The organism is Mesorhizobium sp. J8, assembly GCF_016591715.1.
GTDB lineage: Bacteria > Pseudomonadota > Alphaproteobacteria > Rhizobiales > Rhizobiaceae > Mesorhizobium.
This window is the reverse complement of the sequence record NZ_AP024109.1, coordinates 1,820,573-1,839,862: the sequence shown is the minus strand read 5'-3', so window position 1 is coordinate 1,839,862 and position 19,290 is coordinate 1,820,573. Positions and strand designations below refer to the sequence as shown.

The window sequence follows — 19,290 nt, the reverse complement described above, 5'->3', positions numbered from 1 at the left end:
AAGTGCTGGCGTTGGACGCGGCAGCGGAGGCTGACCGCATCGTGTCTTCGATGCGCGAGCAGGTTCTGGGCACGCTTCGGCGGCGCGGCGTGGTGGTCGGGCTGTCGGGCGGCATCGACAGTTCCGTCGTCGCATCCTTGTGCGTGCGCGCCTTCGGGAAGGACAAGGTTCTGGGGCTCTTCATGCCGGAGCGGGACTCCTCGGAAGATTCGCTAAGGCTCGGACGCGTCGTCGCCGCCCAGCTCGGCATCGATACCGTGGTCGAAGACATCGCCCCGGCGCTCGATGCTATCGGTGCGTATCGCCGGCAGATCGAGGCCATCCGCGCCGTCGTTCCAGAGTATGATGAAGGATGGAAATGCAAGCTGGTGCTGACCTCGGTTCTGGAGAGCCAGGGGCTGAACATCACCCGTCTTACGGTCCAGGATCCGGCGGGCAAGGTCAACACGGTTCGGCTGCCCCTCACGGCCTATCTGCAGATCGTCGCCGCGACCAACTACAAGCAGCGCATCCGCAAGATGACCGAATATTATCATGCGGATCGCCTCGGCTACGCTGTTGCCGGAACGCCGAACCGGCTCGAATACGACCAGGGCTTCTTCGTCAAGCAAGGCGACGGTATCGCCGATGTCATGCCAATCGTGCACCTGTACAAAACACAGGTCTACCAATTGGCTGAATATCTCGGGGTGGACGAGGAAATCCGCCGCAGGCCGCCGACCACCGACACGTTCTCCATGGCGCAAAGCCAGGAGGAATTCTACTTCGCGCTGCCTTACCACCTGACGGATCTATGCCTCTACGGCGTCAACCATGGGTTATGCGCCGACGAGGTAGCGGCCGCCGCGGGCCTCACCGGGGATCAGGTCGAGAAGGTCTTCAAGGACATCGAAGCGAAGCGCCGGGCAGCCCGATATCTGCATGCCCGGCCTTTGCCGTCCGTGCCGATGGATGTGGATTGAGGCCGATGTGCGGGATCGCCGGAATACTGGCGCTGAACGACGCCGCCGAACCGCCTTCGCGCGAAGCGCTGCTGCGCATGGCTGGCGCGCTTGCCCACCGCGGTCCCGACGAACAGGGGCTCTATCGCGACAGACGCGCCGGGCTGGCGCATGCCCGCTTGTCGGTCGTCGATCTTCGGCACGGGCAGCAGCCCCTTGCCGACGTCGATGGCCCTGCGTGGATCGTCTTCAACGGCGAGATTTTCAATTATCTTGAGCTGCGCGACCGGCTGTTCGCCCTCGGGCATCGGTTCCGCACCCGCAGTGATACCGAAGTCGTCCTGCACGCCTATCGGGAGTGGGGCCAGGCAGCCTTCGAGCGTATGAATGGCCAATGGGCGCTGGCGATCTGGGATCCGGTTATAGGCCGGCTGGTGCTGTCGCGCGATCGCTACGGCATTTGCCCGCTGCATTATTGCGAGCATGGCGGCCGCCTGTTCTTTGCCAGCGAAGTCAAAGCCATTTTCGCGGCCGAGATCGCTATCTCGCGTGCGTTCGATCCGGCTGGCATCGATCAGACCTTCACCCTATGGACGGCTGTTGCTCCGCAGAACGTGTTCCAGGGCATCCGGGAACTCCCGCCCGGACACGTGCGCCTCTATGAGAAGGGCGCGGCGCGAGAACACCCATTCTGGCAACCGCGCTTTCCGGAAATCCAGGACCGGGACGAGGAGCGATCTGGCGGCTCTCTGGACGAGGCGGTGGAGGAAGTGCGGCTGATGCTGGAAGGCGCCACGGCCTTGCGGATCGTGCAGGCGGACGTGCCGGTTGGCTGCTATCTGTCAGGCGGGCTCGACAGCTCCCTTGTCGCCACCCTCGGAAGGCGCTTCGCGGGCGAGCGTTTCCAGACCTTCTCGTTGCGTTTTGCGGATGCCGAATATGACGAGACCGAATTCCAGCGACTCGTCGCAGACGCGACGGGCAGCGAGCACCACGAAATGGTCGTTTCCCGCAGCGACATAGCCGCAGTCTTTCCCGAGGTGATCCGCCACACCGAGCGCCCAATCCTCAGAACCGCGCCGGCGCCGCTCTTCCTGCTGTCAAGGCTCGTGCGGGAATGCGGCATCAAAGTCGTCCTGACCGGCGAAGGCGCCGACGAGATGTTTGCGGGTTACGACCTGTTCCGCGAAGGCAAGGTACGCCGCTTCTGGGGACGCCAGCCGGCCTCGACAAGGCGCGCCCGCTTGCTCGAGCGGCTTTATCCTTACCTCTCGCGCTCGCCGGTTCATCAGCAGGCACTGGCTCGCCAGTTCTTCGGCCGCAATATTGAGGCCCACGCCACGGCCGGATTTGCGCATGACACGCGCTGGCGCACGACCGCTGCCATCAAGCGCCTGTTCTGCGCCGATATGCGGGCTGCCTCCGAAAGCCGCGATGCCGTGAGCGAACTGATCTCGACGCTGCCGGCCGAATTTCTGCGCTGGAGTCCCCTCGCCCAGGACCAATATATAGAGATCCGAACCCTGATGTCGGGTTACCTGCTCTCCTCGCAGGGCGACAGGATGCTGATGGCCCATTCCATCGAGGGCCGCTTTCCCTTCCTCGACGACAATGTCGTTACCTTGGCGAATGCGCTTCCGGATTCCTACAAGCTGCGCGGCCTCGACGAGAAGCACGTGCTGAAGCGCGTTGCGGCGCCGATCCTGCCGCCGCAGGTTGTCGCCCGGAAGAAGCAGCCCTACCGGGCGCCCAATGCGATGAGTTTCTTTGCCCACGGTGCGCCGGCCTATATTGGTGAGGCCCTGTCCGAGACGGCAGTGCGGGCGGCCGGCGTCTTTGATCCCCAGTCGGTGAGCCGGCTGGTCGGAAAGTGCCGGGCTCGAACCGGCGAGGGCGACATGTCGAATTCCGACAACATGGCCCTGGTCGGTGTGCTCTCGACGCAGCTTCTGCACCAGCAATTTGTCGCAAGCCGTCCTGCCGGCGCGACAAGGCCGGATCTCAGCATAGATGTCGATTACGAGCATCGCGAAAGGGAGCTGGCATGATCCACGGCGCCGTACCGCTCCTGCATGATTACCTGATCCACTCGGCCGGCCGGCTCGGCGACAAGGTGGCGCTGGTCTGCAACAGGCGGCGCGTCACCTACGCCGAAATCGACGAGCGTTCCAACGGGGTCGCACAATCTCTGGCAGCAGCCGGCGTGCAACGCGGCGATCGGGTGGTGATCTTCGCCGACAACACGGTCGAGACGGTTGTCAGCTTCTGGGCGGTGCTGAAGGCAAACGCAGTCGTGAGCATCGTCAACCCGCTCACAAAAAGCGAGAAGCTCGACTACCTGCTGAATGATTGCCGGCCGGCGGCGCTGATCACCGACCAGCATCTGCGCTCTGTGTTCAACGAGCCGGCGCGAAATTGTCACTCGTTGCGCCAAGTGATCGTGTCCGGGCCGATCGGGGACGACGAACTCAGCCAGCTGCCGCATGCGGTACGCTGGGAAATGGCGGCCGCGAGGAGTCCCGCGGCACCGACGCGCAGATCGATCGACATCGATCTCGCCGCCATCATCTACACGTCCGGATCCACGGGCGAGCCAAAAGGCGTGATGCTGACACACCGCAACATGACGGCCGCATGCACGTCGATTGCTTCTTATCTGGAGCTTCGCGAAGACGAGGTCATTCTCAACGTCTTACCCCTCGCGTTCGATTACGGCCTTTATCAGATGCTGATGGCGTTTCGCACCGGTGCCCGGCTGGTTCTCGAACGCTCCTTCGCCTTTCCGGCGCAGATCCTTCAGGTCATCAAGGACGAGAAGATCACCGGCTTCCCCGGCGTGCCCACGATCTTCGCCTCGCTGGCGGAGCTCAAGTCGCTGAAGGATCACGATTTCTCGAGCATCCGCTATGTCACCAACACCGCCGCCGCCCTGCCGCTCAAGCACATCACCATGCTCAGGGACCTGTTTAAGGGCGCCCGGATCTATTCGATGTACGGGCTCACCGAGTGCAAGCGCTGCACCTATCTGCCGCCGGAAGACCTGGCTAGGAAGCCTCTGAGCGTCGGGATCGCGATCCCGAACACCGAGATGTGGATCGTCGACGACAACGACCAACGGGTCGAGCCTGGGACCGTCGGCCAGCTTGTCATCCGCGGCGCGACGGTGATGAAGGGCTACTGGGACAAACCGGAAGCAACCGCCAGGAAGCTCAGGCCCGGCCCCTTGCCTGGCGAGCAGGTGCTCTACACCGGCGACTACTGCCGGATGGATGAGGAGGGCTACCTCTATTTCATCGGCCGCGGCGACGAGATCATCAAATCGCGGGGCGAGAAGGTTGCGCCGAAGGAAGTCGAAAACGTGCTGGTGAACATCCCGGGCGTCAAGGAGGCTGCCGTAGTTGGCGTGCCTGACGAGCTTCTCGGCCAGGCCGTGAAGGCTTTCGTCGTGATCGAGCAAGGTCACATTGTCGGCGAGCGGCAGCTTCAGATGGAATGCCAGAAGCGGCTTGAAAACTTCATGGTCCCAAAGTCCATCGTCATCGTGCCCAGCCTGCCGAGGACGGATACAGGGAAACTCAAGAAGGTGGCTCTTTCGTAAGCGCCTGTTGAACGGCACGGACAGTATTTAGCTTTATCGGAGGGTGGGTTATGGATAATTTTTTGGCCACGAAGCCTGCGGGCGACATTTACACCAGGCAGATCCGCGATTTCCTGGCTTCGAACTTCTACATCGCCGACGTGAAATCGCTCAGCGCCACGGAATCGCTGCTCGATCAGGGCATCGTCGATTCCACCGGCGTGCTCGAAATCATCGGTTTCATCGAAGAGACTTTTGGCATCGCCGTGGAAGACAGCGAGCTGCTCCCGGAAAACCTCGATTCCATCGAGGGCATAGCGCAGTTCATCGCGCGCAAGAGGGGATGAGCTCCATCTGCGAGGCGCTCAAGGCTGCGGCTTGGCGTATCCAAGCACCACACGCGCCTCGCCGGCGCAGTTGGTGACGGCGCGAATTCTCTCATAGCTCCTGCTGCGCTCCAGCAGGCTGCCGACCTGGCGGTCCTGGCCGAGGCCAACCTCGAACAGGAGGACGCCGCCGGGCCGCAGATACAGCAAAGCGTCCTTCACCACGCGCATGTGGATGGCGATGCCGTAAGGCCCGGCCGCAAACGCCTCGCGCGGCTCGAGAGCGACCAGGTGAGAGCGGTCGCTCTCAAGCCGTTTCTCAGAGATGTAGGGCGGATTGCAAACGACGACGTCGATCGAACCCTGAGGCACCAGCGTGGAGATAGCTTCGAACAGATCGCCCTGGTGAACCGACACCCGATCGGCCAGCCCATGATGGGCGACATTCCGGCGCGCCACCGCGACACATCCATCGGTAAGATCGCTTGCCCAAACCCGCGCCGCGGGAACCTGATGGGCAATCGCACAGGCGAGATTGCCGGCCCCGCAACACATGTCGATCACGCGCGGCGCCGGCAGGTTCATCTGACGCAACAGGTCGACGGCTGTCGAGCCTAACAACTCCGTCTCCGGTCTTGGAACAAGCGCACCGGACGCGACAAGCATCTCCATTCCCATGAAGACCGCGCTGCCTCTGCTATAGGCGTCCGCGACATCGATGTCCTGGCTCAAGACTTGCCTCCACAACCGGATCCAGCGCTCGCCGAATGGTGCAGAAGCGCCGGCGTTATTGTGCCGCCGCGCTCTCCAATTCGTTGCTGAACCTGACCTCGATCGTATCTCCCGGCGCCACCTCGGCATCCTCGTCCGCAGCCTGCTTGCGCCACTGCCCATCGACATTGCGAACGATCGTCATCTGGGCCCGAACCGTTTCGCCGGCAATCGACAGAGGCGCGGCGGTCGCGCCCACGGGCTGCAACTTCTGGCTCGCGGCGCGAAGCCTTGTGCCGATGTCGGCCAGGCGAACCTCGGTGTCCCGCAATTCGTTCAGCAGACCGATGCGCCTTTGGTTCTCGTTGCGCTCGAGCTGCCGGGCAAAGTCTTCCCGCTGACGCTGTGTCCGCATCAGCTCGACTGATGTTTCCAGCGCCCGGCTGGACGACAGCAGGACGGCGCGCCGGACGTCGGCGAGCCTATTGTTCGTCAGGTTGCCGGCCTTGAACGCCTTGGTGACCTGCTCCAGATCCTCTTCATCGGCCTTGACGCCATCCGCTTCATCCTGCGCGCGCTTCATCAGCGTCTCGATCTGCGCTGCGGCATCCTTGGCGCCCTTTTCGACAAAGCTTTGCTCTTGCTGAAAATTATCCAGGGAGAGCTTGAGCGCTTCCGCTTCAGCCTTCGCTATGCCCGCCGCGAGCGATGGCGAAAGCGGCGATCCTTGCGGGGGCTGCGTGTCGAAGCTTTCCTGCTTGTCGAGCTCGGCCCGCAGGCGCGCGCTGTGGAAGTAATCCTTGGTGTATTCTCCCCAGATCATCTCGTAATCGCGCCGCAGATCCGTCGGATCGGGGCCTGGCTGGTTGGTCCGCGCCCGCAGAAGGCTGAAGCCGCCGGCCACGGCGATCGCCTGGCGCACGGTCATCAGTGGACGGTAGGCCTGCTGTCCGGGGGTGAGAACATCGCCGGTCACGTAAATCGGGCGGTACTCTGCGATGATCGCCGTCACGTCGCTCGGCCTTACGACGGCCATCTGTTCGCGGCCGTCGGGCATGCGGATATGGAAGATCTTGGTCGGCAGGATCGTTTGCATACGGCTCTGCAATTCGGGTGGCGTCAGACCGCCGACGGAGACCGTGCCGGCTTCGGGCAGCACGATCGTGCCATCCATCTGAACAACGGCACGCTGCGTCCGGTCGGGAATGGACGTTATTCCGATCTCGACCGTATCGCCGGGCGAAATCCGGTAGGTCGATGTCTCGGCCGCCACGGCCATGGACGTCATGGCACAGACTGCAAGAAGCGCGAAGGAGAACCGGCTAAGGCTGGTCATTGGCAACAACCTCCTTGGGGTTTTGGCGTTCGCTCCAATCGAGCCGCGAGACGAACTCATAGACCGGGCCGCCCGGCACGCCCCAGTTACTCGACCAGATCACCTGGGAGCCGTCCGGAGAGGGCGAGGCATGCGTTTCGCTCCAGTAGTCGGAAGGGGGGTTCCGCGTCTGCACGACACGACGGACGGCGCCGCTGCCGTCGATGCGAAGGGCGATGACCTCGCGCGCATAGGGAGCCCAGCCGGGATTGGCCGATACCTCGTGCGGGTCACCGCCATAGCTCAGGAAAACCCACTCACCCCGGGCGATGGCCCTCGTCGATGCATGCTCCGCCTCGCCGTACGCGGTCAGGGAGGTCACCTTCCCGTCCGACAGCCTGCGCTTGATGACCTGGAACTTGTCCGGGTCGGATTTGCTTATGCCGACATAGACTTCGCTGCCGTCCGCGTCGACCGTCAGATCGCCATGGCCTGGACGATGATTGTCGGTCCATCGCTGATGCAAGGTGCCGTCGACGGTGAAGATGGCGCGCTGTTCTGTCCCATCCGGTAGATTTTCGAAGCACAGGATATATGTTCCGAGCGGCGAGATCGTGCAGGAACTGGCCGTCCCGGGCACCTGAGCAAGGTCGATGTCCGGAAATTTCTGCCGCTGGTTCAGATCATAGGCAAAAACGACATCCGCGCCGTCCTTGCGGACAGCGCGGACCGCGATGCGGCTACCGTCCCGGCTGGGATTGCCCTTCGATGGACCGAATTGCAGATCGTGATAGTCGGGCGATGTGAAAAGGATATCTTCGTGATTGGTCCGGGGCGCCCAGGTGGAGACCGCGCGGTCCTGAACGCAGATCATCAATTCGGCGTTTCGGGGATGCCACTCGCACTCGCCCCCTTTCTTGCGCCAAAACAGGGCCTTATAGGTGTGCCCGTCGAGGAAGCACATTCCGTTGCAGCCATTGTCGAGGAGAAGCAATGTCTGGTCCGCGTTCCAGGCTTGAGCGCTCGAATAGCGGTGGCTGCAATATTTGGGTCCGCAAAAGACTCCATTTCCGAGAGCACCAGGCTTGGTGATGCGAACGATGCTCGTGCCGAATGCGGGATCGGTGGCTGGACGAAGATATCCCGGCAAATCCATCGGCACCGGCGCTATGAAGCCGACAGAGTCGTTGCTTCCATGACCGCCGGCTGTCCGCAGGCCAAGCAGCGCGGCAACGCAAACCAGCAGCAATGCGGCGGAAAGCGCGGGAAACCTCATGTCATGTAGCTCATCTCATGACGTACTCGGCCCTCGGTCAGGCGCGCCCGCCACCACGCGACGGTTCGTCTGAGGCCTTCTCGCAAGTCGGTTTGGGCCCTCCATCCTGTTGCGCTCTCAAGCCGGGATGAATCCGCCAGCAGTGCCCGGACTTCGGAATTTTGCGGGCGCAGCCGGCTCTCGTCACGATGGACCGGCTTGCTGGAGCCGCTCAACTCCAGCACAAGATCCAGCACGTCGGAAATGGTCACGGCACGCTGGCTTCCGGCATTATAGGCATGGCCGAATTCGAGCTCGGCGGAGCCTGCGCTGAGAAACGCTGCGGCCGTGTCTTCGACGAAGGTAAGGTCGCGAACCGGACTCGTATCCCCCACCATGATGGCCTGGCACTTGGGGTCGACGGCCTGCCTGATGAGGGTCGGAACAATCGCCCGTTCGCTTTGCCGTGGCCCGAATGTGTTGAATGGACGAAGCACCACGACCGGAACATCGAACGAGCGGGCATAGGACTCCGCCATCATGTCGGCTCCGATCTTTGAGGCTGAGTAGGGCGACTGGCCCTGCAGAGGGTGGGTTTCGTTGATCGGCATGGTCAAAGCCGTGCCATACACCTCGCTGGTCGAGGTGTGCACAATGCGCTCGGTGTCCCACTGGCGGGCGGCTTCAAGCACATTCACAGTACCCAGGACGTTGGTTTCCACATAGGACTGGGCGGCTGCGTAGGAGTATGGAATGGCGATCAAGGCCGCGAGATGAAACACGATGGCTTGGCCGCGTACGATCCGGTTCAGGAAGGCACAGTCGCGGATGTCGCCACGGACAAGCTTGAGTTGGCTTCGGATCTCGTCAGGCAGATCATCCAGCCACCCGTGGCTGTCGAACGAATTGTAGAGAGCCAATGCCGTCACATCGGCCCCGCCGCGCACCAGAGCTTCAGTCAGATGCGATCCTATGAATCCATCCGCCCCGGTGACCAAAACCCTCTTTCCCTGGTAGGTCATTTCCTGACAGCCCTCGCTCCCTGGCCTTAACCCGGCGAATGCTGCGGCGACCCTTCGAACGGCTCAAGCGCCGGTCGAACGGTCCGCAGTCATGCCGAGAACGATGAAAACACCTCGAATGATGAGCGCCGCATCCGAGAGGATTGTCCGGCGGCCATAATAAGAAAGATCGATCCTCGCCTTTGCCGGAAACAGGACCTCTTTGTAGAAGACGGTTGGCTCGATATCTCGAGGATAGAAATGAGCCTCATGGCGAAACATGATCTGAGCAGGACCGAACAGGCCCGGTTTGTATTGCAACACAGCTTCGTAGCCGTCCCTGAAGCACTCGGCGAAAGACAGGCTTTCCGGGCGCGGGCCGACCAGCGCCATTTCACCCTTCAGGACGTTCCACAACTGCGGCAATTCATCCAATTTGCTGAAAGCGAGGAACCTGCCTACCCTCGTCATCCGGGCGTCGTTCGCAAGCGTCAGCGCGAGTCCCGTGGCGCCGCACTGCGGATGGAATTTTCGAAATTTGTACATGCGGAAGAGTCGACCGCCGGCGCCGATGCGAGGCTGAACAAAAAGCACTGGGCTGCCTCCTTCGACCAACAGCGCCACTGCGATAAGCAGCATTAGCGGTGACAGGACGACGAGGCCAAGCGATGCGGCAATGATGTCGATGGCGCGCCGGCAAAATCCATGGCTCACGCAGCGCATTGCAAGCCGGCCAATGGGCATGTCGAATGCGTTCATGCCGCTGCCCCCGGCCGGACGCAGCTGTTGAGGGCGGATGCCAGGGCATCCACGACTGCTTCCGCCACGGGAGATGTTATCTGCGGATGCAGCGGAATGGTCAGTTCGCGGTCGGCGAAGTCCTCAGTGCGCGGCAGGTGAACGCCGGGGAAGCGCTCGCGGTAGAGCGTCATTTGATGCACAGGCGGATAGTGAATTGTCGTCTGTATCCCCTGGGTGCGCAGCTCGTCGATGACCTCTTGTCTGTTGACATAGCGGGGCAACAGGATCGGCATGATGTGATAGGCAGAGCTGCGCGGTTCGGCGAACGGCATCGATACGGCGGGACAGCGCATGGCGATGAGGCGTCGATACAGTGTGACGAGGACGCGCCTGACCTCATTCCATTCCTGCAGATTGCGAAGCTGAACCAAGCCGATGGCGGCCCGCATCTCGTCCATGCGATAGTTGAAGCCAAGCATGGTCACATCATATTGCGGCGTACGGCTGTTCAGCCTCTGCCGCGTGCCGGTGGTCATCCCGTGGCCACGCGCCTGGCGAATTTTCTCCCGCAGGTCGGGGTCACGCGTGATGACCACGCCGCCTTCGGCGGTGGTCATGTTCTTGTTGCCGTAGAAGCTGAATGCCGCTCCCGCACCGAAGGTCCCAACCTCCTTCAGGCCAGGAGCATGCGCTGCGTCCTCGATAATGTAGAGCCCTCGCACGCTTGCGAATGTCTGCCACTTCTCTTTGTCTGCCAGATAGCCTGCGAAATGGACGAGGATAACCGCCCTGGTGCGGGAAGTGCAGCTTGCCTCCGCATCCTCGATCGACATCAGAGGCACGTCCTCGGACTCTATGTCGACGAAGACCGGCTTGGCGCCCACGTACAAGACTGCGTTCGCGGTCGCCACGAATGTCAACGAAGGGACCAGAACCTCGTCGCCGGGTCCGATCCCAAGTCCATGGAGAATAAGGTGAAGGGCCGCGGTGCAGGAACTGACGGCCACACAATCGTCGGCGCCGTGCACTGCGGCGAAGGCTTCTTCGAATGCCCTGACGCGTTCGCCCATCGTCAGCCAGCCGCTGTCGATTACTTTCGACAAGGCAGCCTTCTCCGGCACACCCAACAAGGGAGCACTAACCAAGAGCATCCCAACCTCCCGGTGACTCTCGCAACTGGAAATCGGCTCAGGCTGCGGCCGCGGCGACCTCTATCGAAGCCGACTGCTCCTCCCAGGAAATCGTCTGCGCCTTCTGGAAGTCTTCGACGCGGCCGATGTCCAGCCAAAGCCCCTCGTGCTTGTAGACGTGCACGACCTGCCCATCCTGGAGCATTTGCAACATGAGATCGTCGAAGCCGAAGGGGATGCCCGATGGAATGAACTGGAGGACCGCCGGGTTCATGCAGTAGATTCCCATGCTCACCAGATGCGTGAGCGCAGGCTTTTCGCGAAACACCTGGACGGTGTCATTGACCTCGTCGATGACGCCAAAGTCCATTTTGGTGACGCGCGCCGCCGTCGCGATCGTAACCAGATCTTTGTGCGCCCGATGCGCCGCCACGAAACGGCTGAGGCTCAGATCGGTAAGCACATCGCCGTTCAGGACCAGAAATGGTTCGTCCAGTTCGTCCCTGATCAGAGAGAGCGGGCCGATGGTCCCGAGCGGTTCCATTTCCTGCGTATAGCGTATCTTGAGGTTCCATTGCGAACCGTCGCCGCACACGCTGCGGATCAGATGACCCAGGTAGCCAGTCGTGACGTAGACGTTCTCGATGCCGTTGCGCCGCAACCATTTGAGCAGCAATTCAAGCACCGGCCGGGCACCGATAGGCATCAGAGGCTTTGGCAGAACCGATGTGAATGGGCGCAGACGCATCCCCATTCCACCGCATTGGATAACCGCTTTCATAGGACACTCACTCCCTGCGCACACGGCCGACACAGGCCAACAACCGAATCCCAGCGTCCGGAAACCTCCATCGTGCGGCTCCTGCCACCCGACCTGCCGGACTTACTCCGAAATTGAGCGAGAGATACCCTTAGCCTGCCGGCCTGTCGTCGTGCGTTCGAATGGCGCATTCAGTTGAGCGACGATGGCACGCAGACTGGCTGGAGCGTGCGCCAGGCGTGAACGCCGCTATCGTCAGGGACCAAGGTCCGACTTTGCATTATGGTAAACGCAGAGTAACTTTTCGATCGGAAGAGGCGCATCTCTGTTGGGTTCCGGTTTGGCGGACAGGTCCCGCATCGTCACAGAATTGGTCCTATAGGCAAAACGTTCTGGACGCGTGCCCTAGTCCCCGGGCCGAAAGTATGTGCGTTGGGGTACAATGTACAAAATTGTCATCGCCGATGATCACGGTCTCTATAGGCGTGGCTTACGGTCGGCGCTGACTGCTGGCATTGAGGACGTCGAGATATTTGAGGCCGCGTGCTTCGATGCCGTGGTCGGCCTCCTTGCCGAACACGAGTGCGTCAGCCTCGCAATGCTCGATCTGAACATGCCGGGGCTTTTCACTCAGGAAGTGCTCGGCGATGTCCTGGTGGCCTACCCGGATACGCGGTTTGCGATTGTTTCCGGGAACGATTCCCGCTCCGAAATCCTGACCGCTCTCAATGTGGGGCTGCACGGCTATATCGTGAAATCCCAAAGCGACGACGAGGTCGTGCTGGCTGTCAAGGAAATCCTGGCAGGCCGCATCTACGTACCGGCGCTCCTGTCCCGACATTTGGGAGCACACGATCAGGTGCTCGAGGTCCGTCACGGCAGCAGCGCCGGCGCCGGCGCTCTCGAAAGGCTCACATCCCGGCAAAAGGATGTCCTAAGGCTGATGGCGGAAGGTTATTCCAACAAAGAGATAGCGCGAGATCTCGATATCGCAGAGGCTACGACGAAGATCCATGCTGCGGCAATCATGCGGGAATTGGGAGTTCGAAACCGAACGGAAGCGGCAGTTCTGATAAAGACCTGGCTGGGGACCGTGTGAGCTAGAGCAATTCAAGGAAAATGTGAGCGGTTTTCCGTCTGGAATTGCGTAAAAACAAAGAGATAGAGCGGTTCGCCGTTTCCGTGAAACGGTGACGCTCTAGGCTTGAATCTCTTTTGGCGACAGCCGAAGCGAATATCGAAATCCATCCTCCCTGACTTCGAACTGCGAGGAATGACCGACAAGGGGCGTTCCGTCGACCCCAAGGACCATCGACCCGAAACCGTGGCGCTTGATCGGAGCCGCACGTCGGCGGCCCGTTTCTATCCAGTCAAATACGATCACCTCGGCTGTCCCGCCTGAAGCGAAAGCCCAACGTGCCTCGACCCTACCCTCAGCGTCGCCTAGCACGCCATGCTTGACTGAATTGGTGGTGAGTTCGTGGATGATCATCGCAAAGCTCTCCGCCGTTCCGCCTGAAATCTTGATGTCGGGCCCCGTGATTGTCGTCTTGCCGTCATTCGAAAAGGGCTGGAGTTCCTGAACGACCAGCTCGCGAATGCTGGATGATCCATCCGCACCGCGCGTGAGCAGCATGTGCGTCGCCTCGAGCGTGCGAATTCGCTCGACCAGGGTTTCTTTGAATTTCACGATGTTGCCTTCCGGCGCATCCTGCATCTTCACGATCGCGGTGATGACAGGGAACAGGTTGCTGAACCTGTGGCGGAGTTCAAGCATCAGGGTTTCCTGCTTTCTTACCGCCGCGCGCAGCAGCGTCGTTTGACGCCGCTCGGTCAAATCCGCGGCGATGCCAATGCGCTGGTCTCGGCCGTCCTCGCGTCCTCGCAGGGCTATCCAACGGACTGGACCGTCGGGGCGCTTAAGGCGAATCTCCACGTCGTAATTGGCTGCCCGCAGGTTCGTTCCTGGCGGCGTTGCGAGCTTATCCCAGTCCGCTGGATGAACGATTGAGGACAGATCGGAAAGAGGGCGGAATGCCATCGGAGGCAACCCAAGAATCTCCCAAAACTGCCGCGAGCCCGAAATGGCATCCTGGCCATAGTCTATTCTCCAGGTGCCTAACCGGCCGGCGGACAATGCGAGATCGAGCCATTCGTTTTGGGCTACGAGTGCTTCGCGGGCGGCTCTCCGCTCGGTGATGTCATCCACCACCACAAAAAGACTGTCCGACGGCACCGTATCCGACGCAGAAAGAGAAAGCGTCAACCAAGCCCAGAGCGTGCTGCCGTCCTTTCGGATCAGGCGCACTTCCGAGCTGAACCACGGCACTTCGGACGTCAATGCGGCGAGCGAACTCTTGAGCAGCGCCTGGTCACCGTGATGGACAAGCTCGTCTATGCGCCGCCCGACAAGATCGTCTTCGGGATAACCAAGCAACACGCTGAGGCGTTTGTTCAGCCACAGCAATTTTCCTCTGTCGTCCGCCGTCGCAAAGCCCAGCGCAGCGCGTTCGAAAGCTCGGCGGTAACGCGACCCTGCAGCTTCGACAGCAGCGAGCTTGACGTCCAGTGCGGCTTGTAGGCTTCGCCTGGACCGATCAAAAAGGAAGGCGATCATCCCCCCGGCAAGCCCAAGCAGGATGGCCCGCACCCACTCATCGGCTGGGGACTGGCCGCCCACAATTACCCTGGCGCCCAACCCGGCGGCCGCCATCAAAAGCGTTGATCCGATCGCAACCAGCCGGTTTTCCAGGAAAGCGACGACAACGATCGCCGGAACAAATTCGAGGAAGGCTGGGTCCGTGCCGCCCGTGAGGAAGATAGCCACCTCAAAGAGCAGCGTAGCGACCAGGACAGCCATCGAGGCCAAGTGTGTTGGGGGCAGGTTAGATCTCCTCCACAACCTCATCCGACCTAACTACTACCTTAGGTCTAGCTCGTTGAGGTTACGCCGTCGAGCGCGCAGCTAGTACGTCTGCTTACTTTTCAGACCGCCAAAAACCAAGGTCTTATGCTGCCTACACCCGATCGTCTGGCTGTCGGCCGTCAAGCGCCGACAGCCGAGATATAGAGAACAAGGATAGATATTCCATGAATCTGGTCAGCGGGCGAAATGAAACGAGGCCGATGGCAAGGCTCGGCATGGGAGCGGCCGGAGCCGGCAGCAGAACAACGACTACCTTCGCGCGAAGCGCCTCTCGTACAGCCACCAGGCCAATCGCAGCTGGTACATGCGTGCGGCCGTGCCTTAATTCCATAACCGGTATGCTCGAGCGCATTGGCTGCGGGTGGCTTGTGCTGGGTGAGGCAAAGAGAGTGCTTGAATGGAATGCGGCCGCCGAAACCATCCTCGGGGCCTGTGCGGATTCCCTGGATTCACCCGGCGATCTATCTGCGGCGCTGAGGAATCTGATAGCTGGCGTGCCGGCCCATTTTGCTGCTGGATCGTTGTCCTGGATCGTTATCCGCAACGCCGGCGACCGGCCGGTTATCATGACGGAAGAAGGCGTTGTCACCCCCGATGGGTCGGTCATCGTCGCGCTTCTTGATCGCCAGCCGAGAACCGGGCCCAATCCGGAGACCCTGCGGAAAATGTTCGGATTGACCGGCGCCGAAACGCAATTGGCGTTGCGTTTGGCGAGTGGCGATGCCCCTTTGGAAATTGCCGAGCGCAGCCGGCTCAGCCGAACCACAATCCGCACCCAGCTCGCCTCGCTGTTTGCCAAGACAGAGACAAGGCGTCAGGCGGAATTGGTCGCTCTTCTCGGGCGCATCTCGGTGCTGCCGTAGAACCAGAACCTTATGGCGCGCCTGGGTTTTCCGAGGGCGCGCACCACTTGCTGCACGGTCTGCCCCGAACGGTTCATGGACCCGCGGACGGCTCCATTCTCTTGCCGCCTTTGTTCCTACGGCATCAGCCAAATGAGGTCTCGACGCCAATGACGCCTAACGGCTCGCGCAGGGTGGCGGTGTCGAGCTGGCCCGCGGGTACGAACGCAATTCCTCGCCCAGGCCTCGGCACCTAACGAGCATATCAGCGTTTACGGGTGCGCAGCGCGCCGAGTTTCGGTCGGATCCTGAACAGGTATTCCAGGGCATACTGGTTCGCGATCTTCATCACGGATGGCCGAAGGATCTGCACGGCGTCTCGCATTGTCGTGCGCCAGGACTGATGTCGGAACCTGGCCGGGATGCGAGCGACCCGCAGCGCACGCAAAAGCGGCTCCGGTTTCGGGAGACCTCTTCTATCCTCGATCAGTTGCCAATTGAGCTGTTTGACGGCAAGAGTGACCTCATCCACGTCTTCGTAGCTCTTCGAGGTCGTTATGCTCGGATGGTGTGTCGCATCATAGAAGATCAGCCCTTCGTTGATTGCCACCATCTCGCCGTAACGGGCCAGATCGACAAAGAACAATTGATCGACGCCGGCCGGGATGGATTTGTGTGCGCGCATCTGGCATCCGGCGTGGATCACGGCGGCGTTGATCAGCAACGTCGAAGGGATGATGCCAAGGCTCCTGGTCACTCGTACCAGATAGAGGTCTCTCAGACACTGCTGGCTCGAATAGAGCGACACCCGGTTTTGCTCCGGCGGATCCGACCGCATTACGATCCGGTTTTCCTCGACCACATGCGCCGCGCAGGTCATGAACGCAGCCGACGGATACTTTAACGAGATCTCGGCAAACCTCTTCAGAGCTCCCGGGGCCAACCAGTCGTCGTCATGCAGCAATTTTATCCACTTGCCTGTGCAGGCAAGCATGGCGTTATTGGTGTTCTCCACCTGCCCCTGGCCCCTCATGTTTTCGACGATGCGGATGCGCGGGTCGCATCGCGCATACTCTTCCAAGATAGGCCAACTCGACCCCTTTGATCCTTCGTCGTCGCTGACGACAAGTTCCCAGCTGGAAAAGTCCTGCCCGACGACACTGTCGATCGTGCGCCTGATGGTGTCCGGCCGGCGAAACGTCGGAACGGCAACCGAAATGAATGGGCGCGCGGGTGATGCGTCGGCAGCATGAGCGACATTGGCCACGGGGCCAATCGCCGACAGATTTGTCTCTTTTTTGCCGCCGGCTATCGGCTCTAGCGGCGGCACAGATCCCTCAGGACGCGCGTCGCTACTCAACTGGAGCTTCATCGTGCTGTTTCCTCGCGATTGGATACGGACTGGACAATGTTGCCTGTGCCGGTTCGATGTCCCGCTTCAGAAGGTACAGTGAGGCCGCGGTTTTGATGGCAAATCCGACCATCCCGCCGATGGCCATGAGGTAGATGACGTCGATAGGTTCCCACCCCGCCTTGGCGCCGGCGAGCAGCGGACCGAAGACAAGCACCATCCGCGTTGCGTCGACGACCAGCCGCACCTCCTGCCGCCGCAACAGGGCAGGAACTTCACTGAGCGGTGTCGACAAGGCCTGCACCGCGCCCATGAATGCCAGAGCAGTCATGATTTGTGCCGTCGGCAGCCAGGCCTCACCCAGGAGCGGGACGACGAGGTACGGGGCAGCCAGGCCAAGCGCCAATATCGGCAGCGCGGTAAGGCCCGTGACAAGGATGAGGAGGCCACGCGCGACGCCGAGCATATGCCTGCGATCGCTGCTCTTGTTCGCCTCGGCGACGAAAACATTGCTCAGCGGAGTGGCTATCAGCACGATGGGTCCTGTCACCAGCCGTGTCGCGACGCCGAGGTAACCGGCGAAAGCCGCTCCAAACAAGGAACCCACCAGTATTGCCGGCAGATTGTTGATGGCATAGCTGCCGAGGGTCGCGGGGATATCGAACAGGGGAAACTTGTATTCCCTGACTGCCTTCTCGAGGGCGCTTCTCCATGGCGCTCGATAAATCCCACACAGGTCGTCCCAACTCAGAATCCGACGGCCCAGAAAGACGAGAAAGATGAATTGGCTGAGGACATGGGCATGCACCATGGATTCGCCTCCGAGATGGGCGAAGCCAAAAGCCAACTGCAGCAGCGCCATGGTGGCCGGCAGGATCAGCCGGCCGAGAGCGAAATCGCGCAATAGTCCCGCCCGCAAGGCCCAGCAATTCATCGTTTCGACGAGCGCGGCGCCGCTCATGCCGATCGGAACGAGCCAGAACAGATGTCTGAGCTGGGCGGGCGCCAGACCCAAAAGCATCTGCCCGACCGCAAAGGCAAGGACACCGGTCGTCAATACCGCCAGCACGATGAGCTTTACGGTGACGTAGGTCTGCTCGGTTTCCTTGACCCCATAGAGCGAGGGCTCGAAGCGCAGCGCTGCGACGGCACCGAGTATGTTCACCGTTGAGAGATAGATCGTGAAGACGCCGAAATCGGCAGGTGAATAGAGGCGGGCCAATATCGGAATGGTGGCGACGAGGGTGAGTTGCCCCGCAATCGCCATTGCTGAAACGCCGCCCGCCGCGCGGACGATCTTGCCGATCGGGCTTGCTGTTATCCGCCCCTCCCTAGATCTCAGAAAGTCGCTGTAGGACATTGCTTCGCGATTCCGAGAAACGGCTGACGACTGGAAGGGAGCCTATGGGGGCCGTCGTACCTCGCCATCATTCACCTGAATGATGGCGCGCATCCAAACGCCGGTTCGATCCATGGCGGGGAAATGAAACGTGGATGGCGGATGTCGCAAAGCCCGGTTGGCGGGCAACGGCCCTGCCAGCGTATCAGCTGCATTTTCCGGAGTTGGATCATCAGGTTGGAAGGCAATACTATGGCGGCCTACGGCCCGTAGAGTCCCAGTGTTTCGGATGGCTGCTCGACCCGCCGGTGCTCACCATCCGTTGTGCCCAGAATGTATCTGGCAATGATCGCCCGCTCGACGACTTGCGTGCTTTTCATTGTGGAACGTTGGCTTGAAGTCTTGGCGCAAACGACGTCTCGCCCTGACATGGCAAGTATATCGCTTATCGTCTTGAAGACGCTCAAGGAACGCATATTAACTTCGAAATCGGCCTCGAAGAGCCGCTCCGCCGGAGGCTCACGCTCCATGCGCTGGCGAAGACGAGCCGCGACAGTCGCTCGCGGCGCCAGAACCCTGATCGTGAGATCCGCCACCGGCACATCGCCCAGCATCGTTTCGAGAACGGTCTTGTCCGCATTCCCGTTGAGCAATGCGAGGGATCCCACCGCCTGAACGTAACCCTCATCGAAGATGAGGATATCATGGGTCAGCTTAGCTCGTTCCCAGGCGTGCGACAGCTTCAGTATTTGTTGCCAAATCCGGGCACGCCAGATCGGCTTTTTCGGCGGCATCGCTCTGAGCATCAGCAGGGACTTCGATAAAATGGATCCGCTGTTCCGTCGGGACAAAATCACCTTAGCCGTGGAGACGGTCGCCGAAACGATCCTCGATACGAACAGGAGGACGCCCAGATCAAGCGTTCCGGATCTGATCGCTGGTCGGTAGCTGCGGACAACCTCGGCACGGTATCCGTCTTCGCGCAACCGGCTGGCAAGAACGTGGGCTAAGGTTGTCTTGCCCGAACCTGGCGGACCGAAGAGCTCGACGATCACGGTTCAACACTCGACATAGC

The 19,290-nt window shown here is 61.0% G+C and carries 17 protein-coding genes; 6 read left to right on the top strand and 11 right to left on the bottom strand.

Translation table 11 applies throughout. From position 1 onward, the window contains the following. The first annotated feature begins 50 nt into the window (after positions 1-50). Genes nadE through MJ8_RS08330 form a run of 4 tightly spaced genes read left to right on the top strand, consistent with a single transcriptional unit; the run spans position 51 to position 4,865 of the window. A complete protein-coding gene (gene nadE / locus MJ8_RS08345; protein ID WP_263649700.1) occupies positions 51-962 on the top strand; it encodes an NAD(+) synthase in 912 nt (303 codons plus the stop codon). Between the two features lie 5 nt (positions 963-967). Next, complete coding sequence (asnB, locus tag MJ8_RS08340) at positions 968-2,989, top strand: asparagine synthase (glutamine-hydrolyzing) (protein ID WP_201413940.1); 2,022 nt, start codon at positions 968-970, stop codon at positions 2,987-2,989. Then, positions 2,986-4,539 (top strand): class I adenylate-forming enzyme family protein, encoded by a 1,554-nt coding sequence (locus MJ8_RS08335; protein WP_201413939.1) that lies wholly within the window; start codon positions 2,986-2,988, stop codon positions 4,537-4,539. The genes asnB and MJ8_RS08335 overlap by 4 nt, the downstream gene beginning before the upstream one ends. A gap of 50 nt (positions 4,540-4,589) precedes the next feature. Next, complete coding sequence (locus MJ8_RS08330) at positions 4,590-4,865, top strand: acyl carrier protein (protein WP_201413938.1); 276 nt, start codon at positions 4,590-4,592, stop codon at positions 4,863-4,865. Between the two features lie 18 nt (positions 4,866-4,883). On the opposite strand, the gene MJ8_RS08325 is transcribed toward MJ8_RS08330, so the two are convergent. The 7 genes from MJ8_RS08325 to MJ8_RS08295 all read right to left on the bottom strand — a co-directional run bounded on the left by MJ8_RS08325 (position 4,884) and on the right by MJ8_RS08295 (position 11,778). Next, on the bottom strand, positions 4,884-5,576 hold the full coding sequence (locus MJ8_RS08325; RefSeq protein ID WP_201413937.1) for a N5-glutamine methyltransferase family protein: 693 nt from the start codon (positions 5,574-5,576) through the stop codon (positions 4,884-4,886). A gap of 55 nt (positions 5,577-5,631) precedes the next feature. Next, positions 5,632-6,891 carry a polysaccharide biosynthesis/export family protein gene (locus tag MJ8_RS08320; RefSeq protein ID WP_201413936.1) on the bottom strand — a complete coding sequence of 420 codons (1,260 nt, stop codon included), beginning with the start codon at positions 6,889-6,891 and terminating at the stop codon, positions 5,632-5,634. Continuing rightward, entirely contained in the window at positions 6,878-8,146 is a 1,269-nt protein-coding gene (locus MJ8_RS08315; protein WP_201413935.1) for a hypothetical protein, read from the bottom strand. The genes MJ8_RS08320 and MJ8_RS08315 overlap by 14 nt, the downstream gene beginning before the upstream one ends. Continuing rightward, positions 8,143-9,147, bottom strand: coding sequence for an SDR family NAD(P)-dependent oxidoreductase (locus MJ8_RS08310; RefSeq protein ID WP_201413934.1), 1,005 nt, complete (start codon positions 9,145-9,147; stop codon positions 8,143-8,145). The genes MJ8_RS08315 and MJ8_RS08310 overlap by 4 nt, the downstream gene beginning before the upstream one ends. A gap of 63 nt (positions 9,148-9,210) precedes the next feature. Continuing rightward, positions 9,211-9,885 carry a sugar transferase gene (locus MJ8_RS08305; RefSeq protein WP_201413933.1) on the bottom strand — a complete coding sequence of 225 codons (675 nt, stop codon included), beginning with the start codon at positions 9,883-9,885 and terminating at the stop codon, positions 9,211-9,213. Beyond that, positions 9,882-11,018 (bottom strand): DegT/DnrJ/EryC1/StrS family aminotransferase, encoded by a 1,137-nt coding sequence (locus MJ8_RS08300; RefSeq protein WP_201413932.1) that lies wholly within the window; start codon positions 11,016-11,018, stop codon positions 9,882-9,884. The genes MJ8_RS08305 and MJ8_RS08300 overlap by 4 nt, the downstream gene beginning before the upstream one ends. 37 nt (positions 11,019-11,055) lie before the next feature. Continuing rightward, positions 11,056-11,778, bottom strand: a complete 723-nt coding sequence (locus MJ8_RS08295) for a nucleotidyltransferase family protein (RefSeq protein ID WP_201413931.1) — start codon at positions 11,776-11,778, stop codon at positions 11,056-11,058. Between the two features lie 421 nt (positions 11,779-12,199). On the opposite strand from MJ8_RS08295, the gene MJ8_RS08290 reads away from it, so the two are divergent. Further along, positions 12,200-12,856 (top strand): LuxR C-terminal-related transcriptional regulator, encoded by a 657-nt coding sequence (locus tag MJ8_RS08290; RefSeq protein ID WP_201413930.1) that lies wholly within the window; start codon positions 12,200-12,202, stop codon positions 12,854-12,856. A gap of 99 nt (positions 12,857-12,955) precedes the next feature. Here the strand turns inward: MJ8_RS08290 and MJ8_RS08285 are convergent, their stop codons facing one another. After that, a complete protein-coding gene (locus tag MJ8_RS08285; RefSeq protein ID WP_225248189.1) occupies positions 12,956-14,617 on the bottom strand; it encodes a sensor histidine kinase in 1,662 nt (553 codons plus the stop codon). A gap of 455 nt (positions 14,618-15,072) precedes the next feature. On the opposite strand from MJ8_RS08285, the gene MJ8_RS08280 reads away from it, so the two are divergent. Further along, positions 15,073-15,546, top strand: coding sequence for a helix-turn-helix transcriptional regulator (locus MJ8_RS08280; protein ID WP_225248188.1), 474 nt, complete (start codon positions 15,073-15,075; stop codon positions 15,544-15,546). A gap of 244 nt (positions 15,547-15,790) precedes the next feature. Here MJ8_RS08280 and MJ8_RS08275 read toward each other — a convergent pair whose 3' ends face one another. The 3 genes from MJ8_RS08275 to MJ8_RS08265 all read right to left on the bottom strand — a co-directional run bounded on the left by MJ8_RS08275 (position 15,791) and on the right by MJ8_RS08265 (position 19,270). Beyond that, entirely contained in the window at positions 15,791-16,897 is a 1,107-nt protein-coding gene (locus MJ8_RS08275; protein WP_201413928.1) for a glycosyltransferase family 2 protein, read from the bottom strand. Beyond that, entirely contained in the window at positions 16,878-18,236 is a 1,359-nt protein-coding gene (locus MJ8_RS08270; RefSeq protein ID WP_201413927.1) for a lipopolysaccharide biosynthesis protein, read from the bottom strand. The genes MJ8_RS08275 and MJ8_RS08270 overlap by 20 nt, the downstream gene beginning before the upstream one ends. A 239-nt stretch (positions 18,237-18,475) precedes the next feature. Further along, positions 18,476-19,270: an AAA family ATPase gene (locus tag MJ8_RS08265; RefSeq protein ID WP_201413926.1), complete on the bottom strand. Its 795-nt coding sequence runs from the start codon at positions 19,268-19,270 to the stop codon at positions 18,476-18,478. Positions 19,271-19,290: the final 20 nt, after the last annotated feature.

What these genes read in the sequence shown, in the direction of transcription:
- MJ8_RS08330 (WP_201413938.1), top strand. Translation starts at nt 4,590, where the DNA reads ATGGATAATTTTTTGGCCACGAAGCCTGCGGGCGACATTTACACCAGG.
- MJ8_RS08310 (WP_201413934.1), bottom strand. Translation starts at nt 9,147, where the DNA reads ATGACCTACCAGGGAAAGAGGGTTTTGGTCACCGGGGCGGATGGATTC.
- MJ8_RS08275 (WP_201413928.1), bottom strand. Translation starts at nt 16,897, where the DNA reads ATGAAGCTCCAGTTGAGTAGCGACGCGCGTCCTGAGGGATCTGTGCCG.
- MJ8_RS08300 (WP_201413932.1), bottom strand. Translation starts at nt 11,018, where the DNA reads ATGCTCTTGGTTAGTGCTCCCTTGTTGGGTGTGCCGGAGAAGGCTGCC.
- MJ8_RS08285 (WP_225248189.1), bottom strand. Translation starts at nt 14,617, where the DNA reads ATGGCTGTCCTGGTCGCTACGCTGCTCTTTGAGGTGGCTATCTTCCTC.
- MJ8_RS08320 (WP_201413936.1), bottom strand. Translation starts at nt 6,891, where the DNA reads ATGACCAGCCTTAGCCGGTTCTCCTTCGCGCTTCTTGCAGTCTGTGCC.
- MJ8_RS08305 (WP_201413933.1), bottom strand. Translation starts at nt 9,885, where the DNA reads ATGAACGCATTCGACATGCCCATTGGCCGGCTTGCAATGCGCTGCGTG.
- MJ8_RS08295 (WP_201413931.1), bottom strand. Translation starts at nt 11,778, where the DNA reads ATGAAAGCGGTTATCCAATGCGGTGGAATGGGGATGCGTCTGCGCCCA.
- nadE (WP_263649700.1), top strand. Translation starts at nt 51, where the DNA reads ATGCGCGAGCAGGTTCTGGGCACGCTTCGGCGGCGCGGCGTGGTGGTC.
- asnB (WP_201413940.1), top strand. Translation starts at nt 968, where the DNA reads ATGTGCGGGATCGCCGGAATACTGGCGCTGAACGACGCCGCCGAACCG.
- MJ8_RS08315 (WP_201413935.1), bottom strand. Translation starts at nt 8,146, where the DNA reads ATGAGGTTTCCCGCGCTTTCCGCCGCATTGCTGCTGGTTTGCGTTGCC.
- MJ8_RS08290 (WP_201413930.1), top strand. Translation starts at nt 12,200, where the DNA reads ATGTACAAAATTGTCATCGCCGATGATCACGGTCTCTATAGGCGTGGC.
- MJ8_RS08335 (WP_201413939.1), top strand. Translation starts at nt 2,986, where the DNA reads ATGATCCACGGCGCCGTACCGCTCCTGCATGATTACCTGATCCACTCG.
- MJ8_RS08270 (WP_201413927.1), bottom strand. Translation starts at nt 18,236, where the DNA reads ATGTCCTACAGCGACTTTCTGAGATCTAGGGAGGGGCGGATAACAGCA.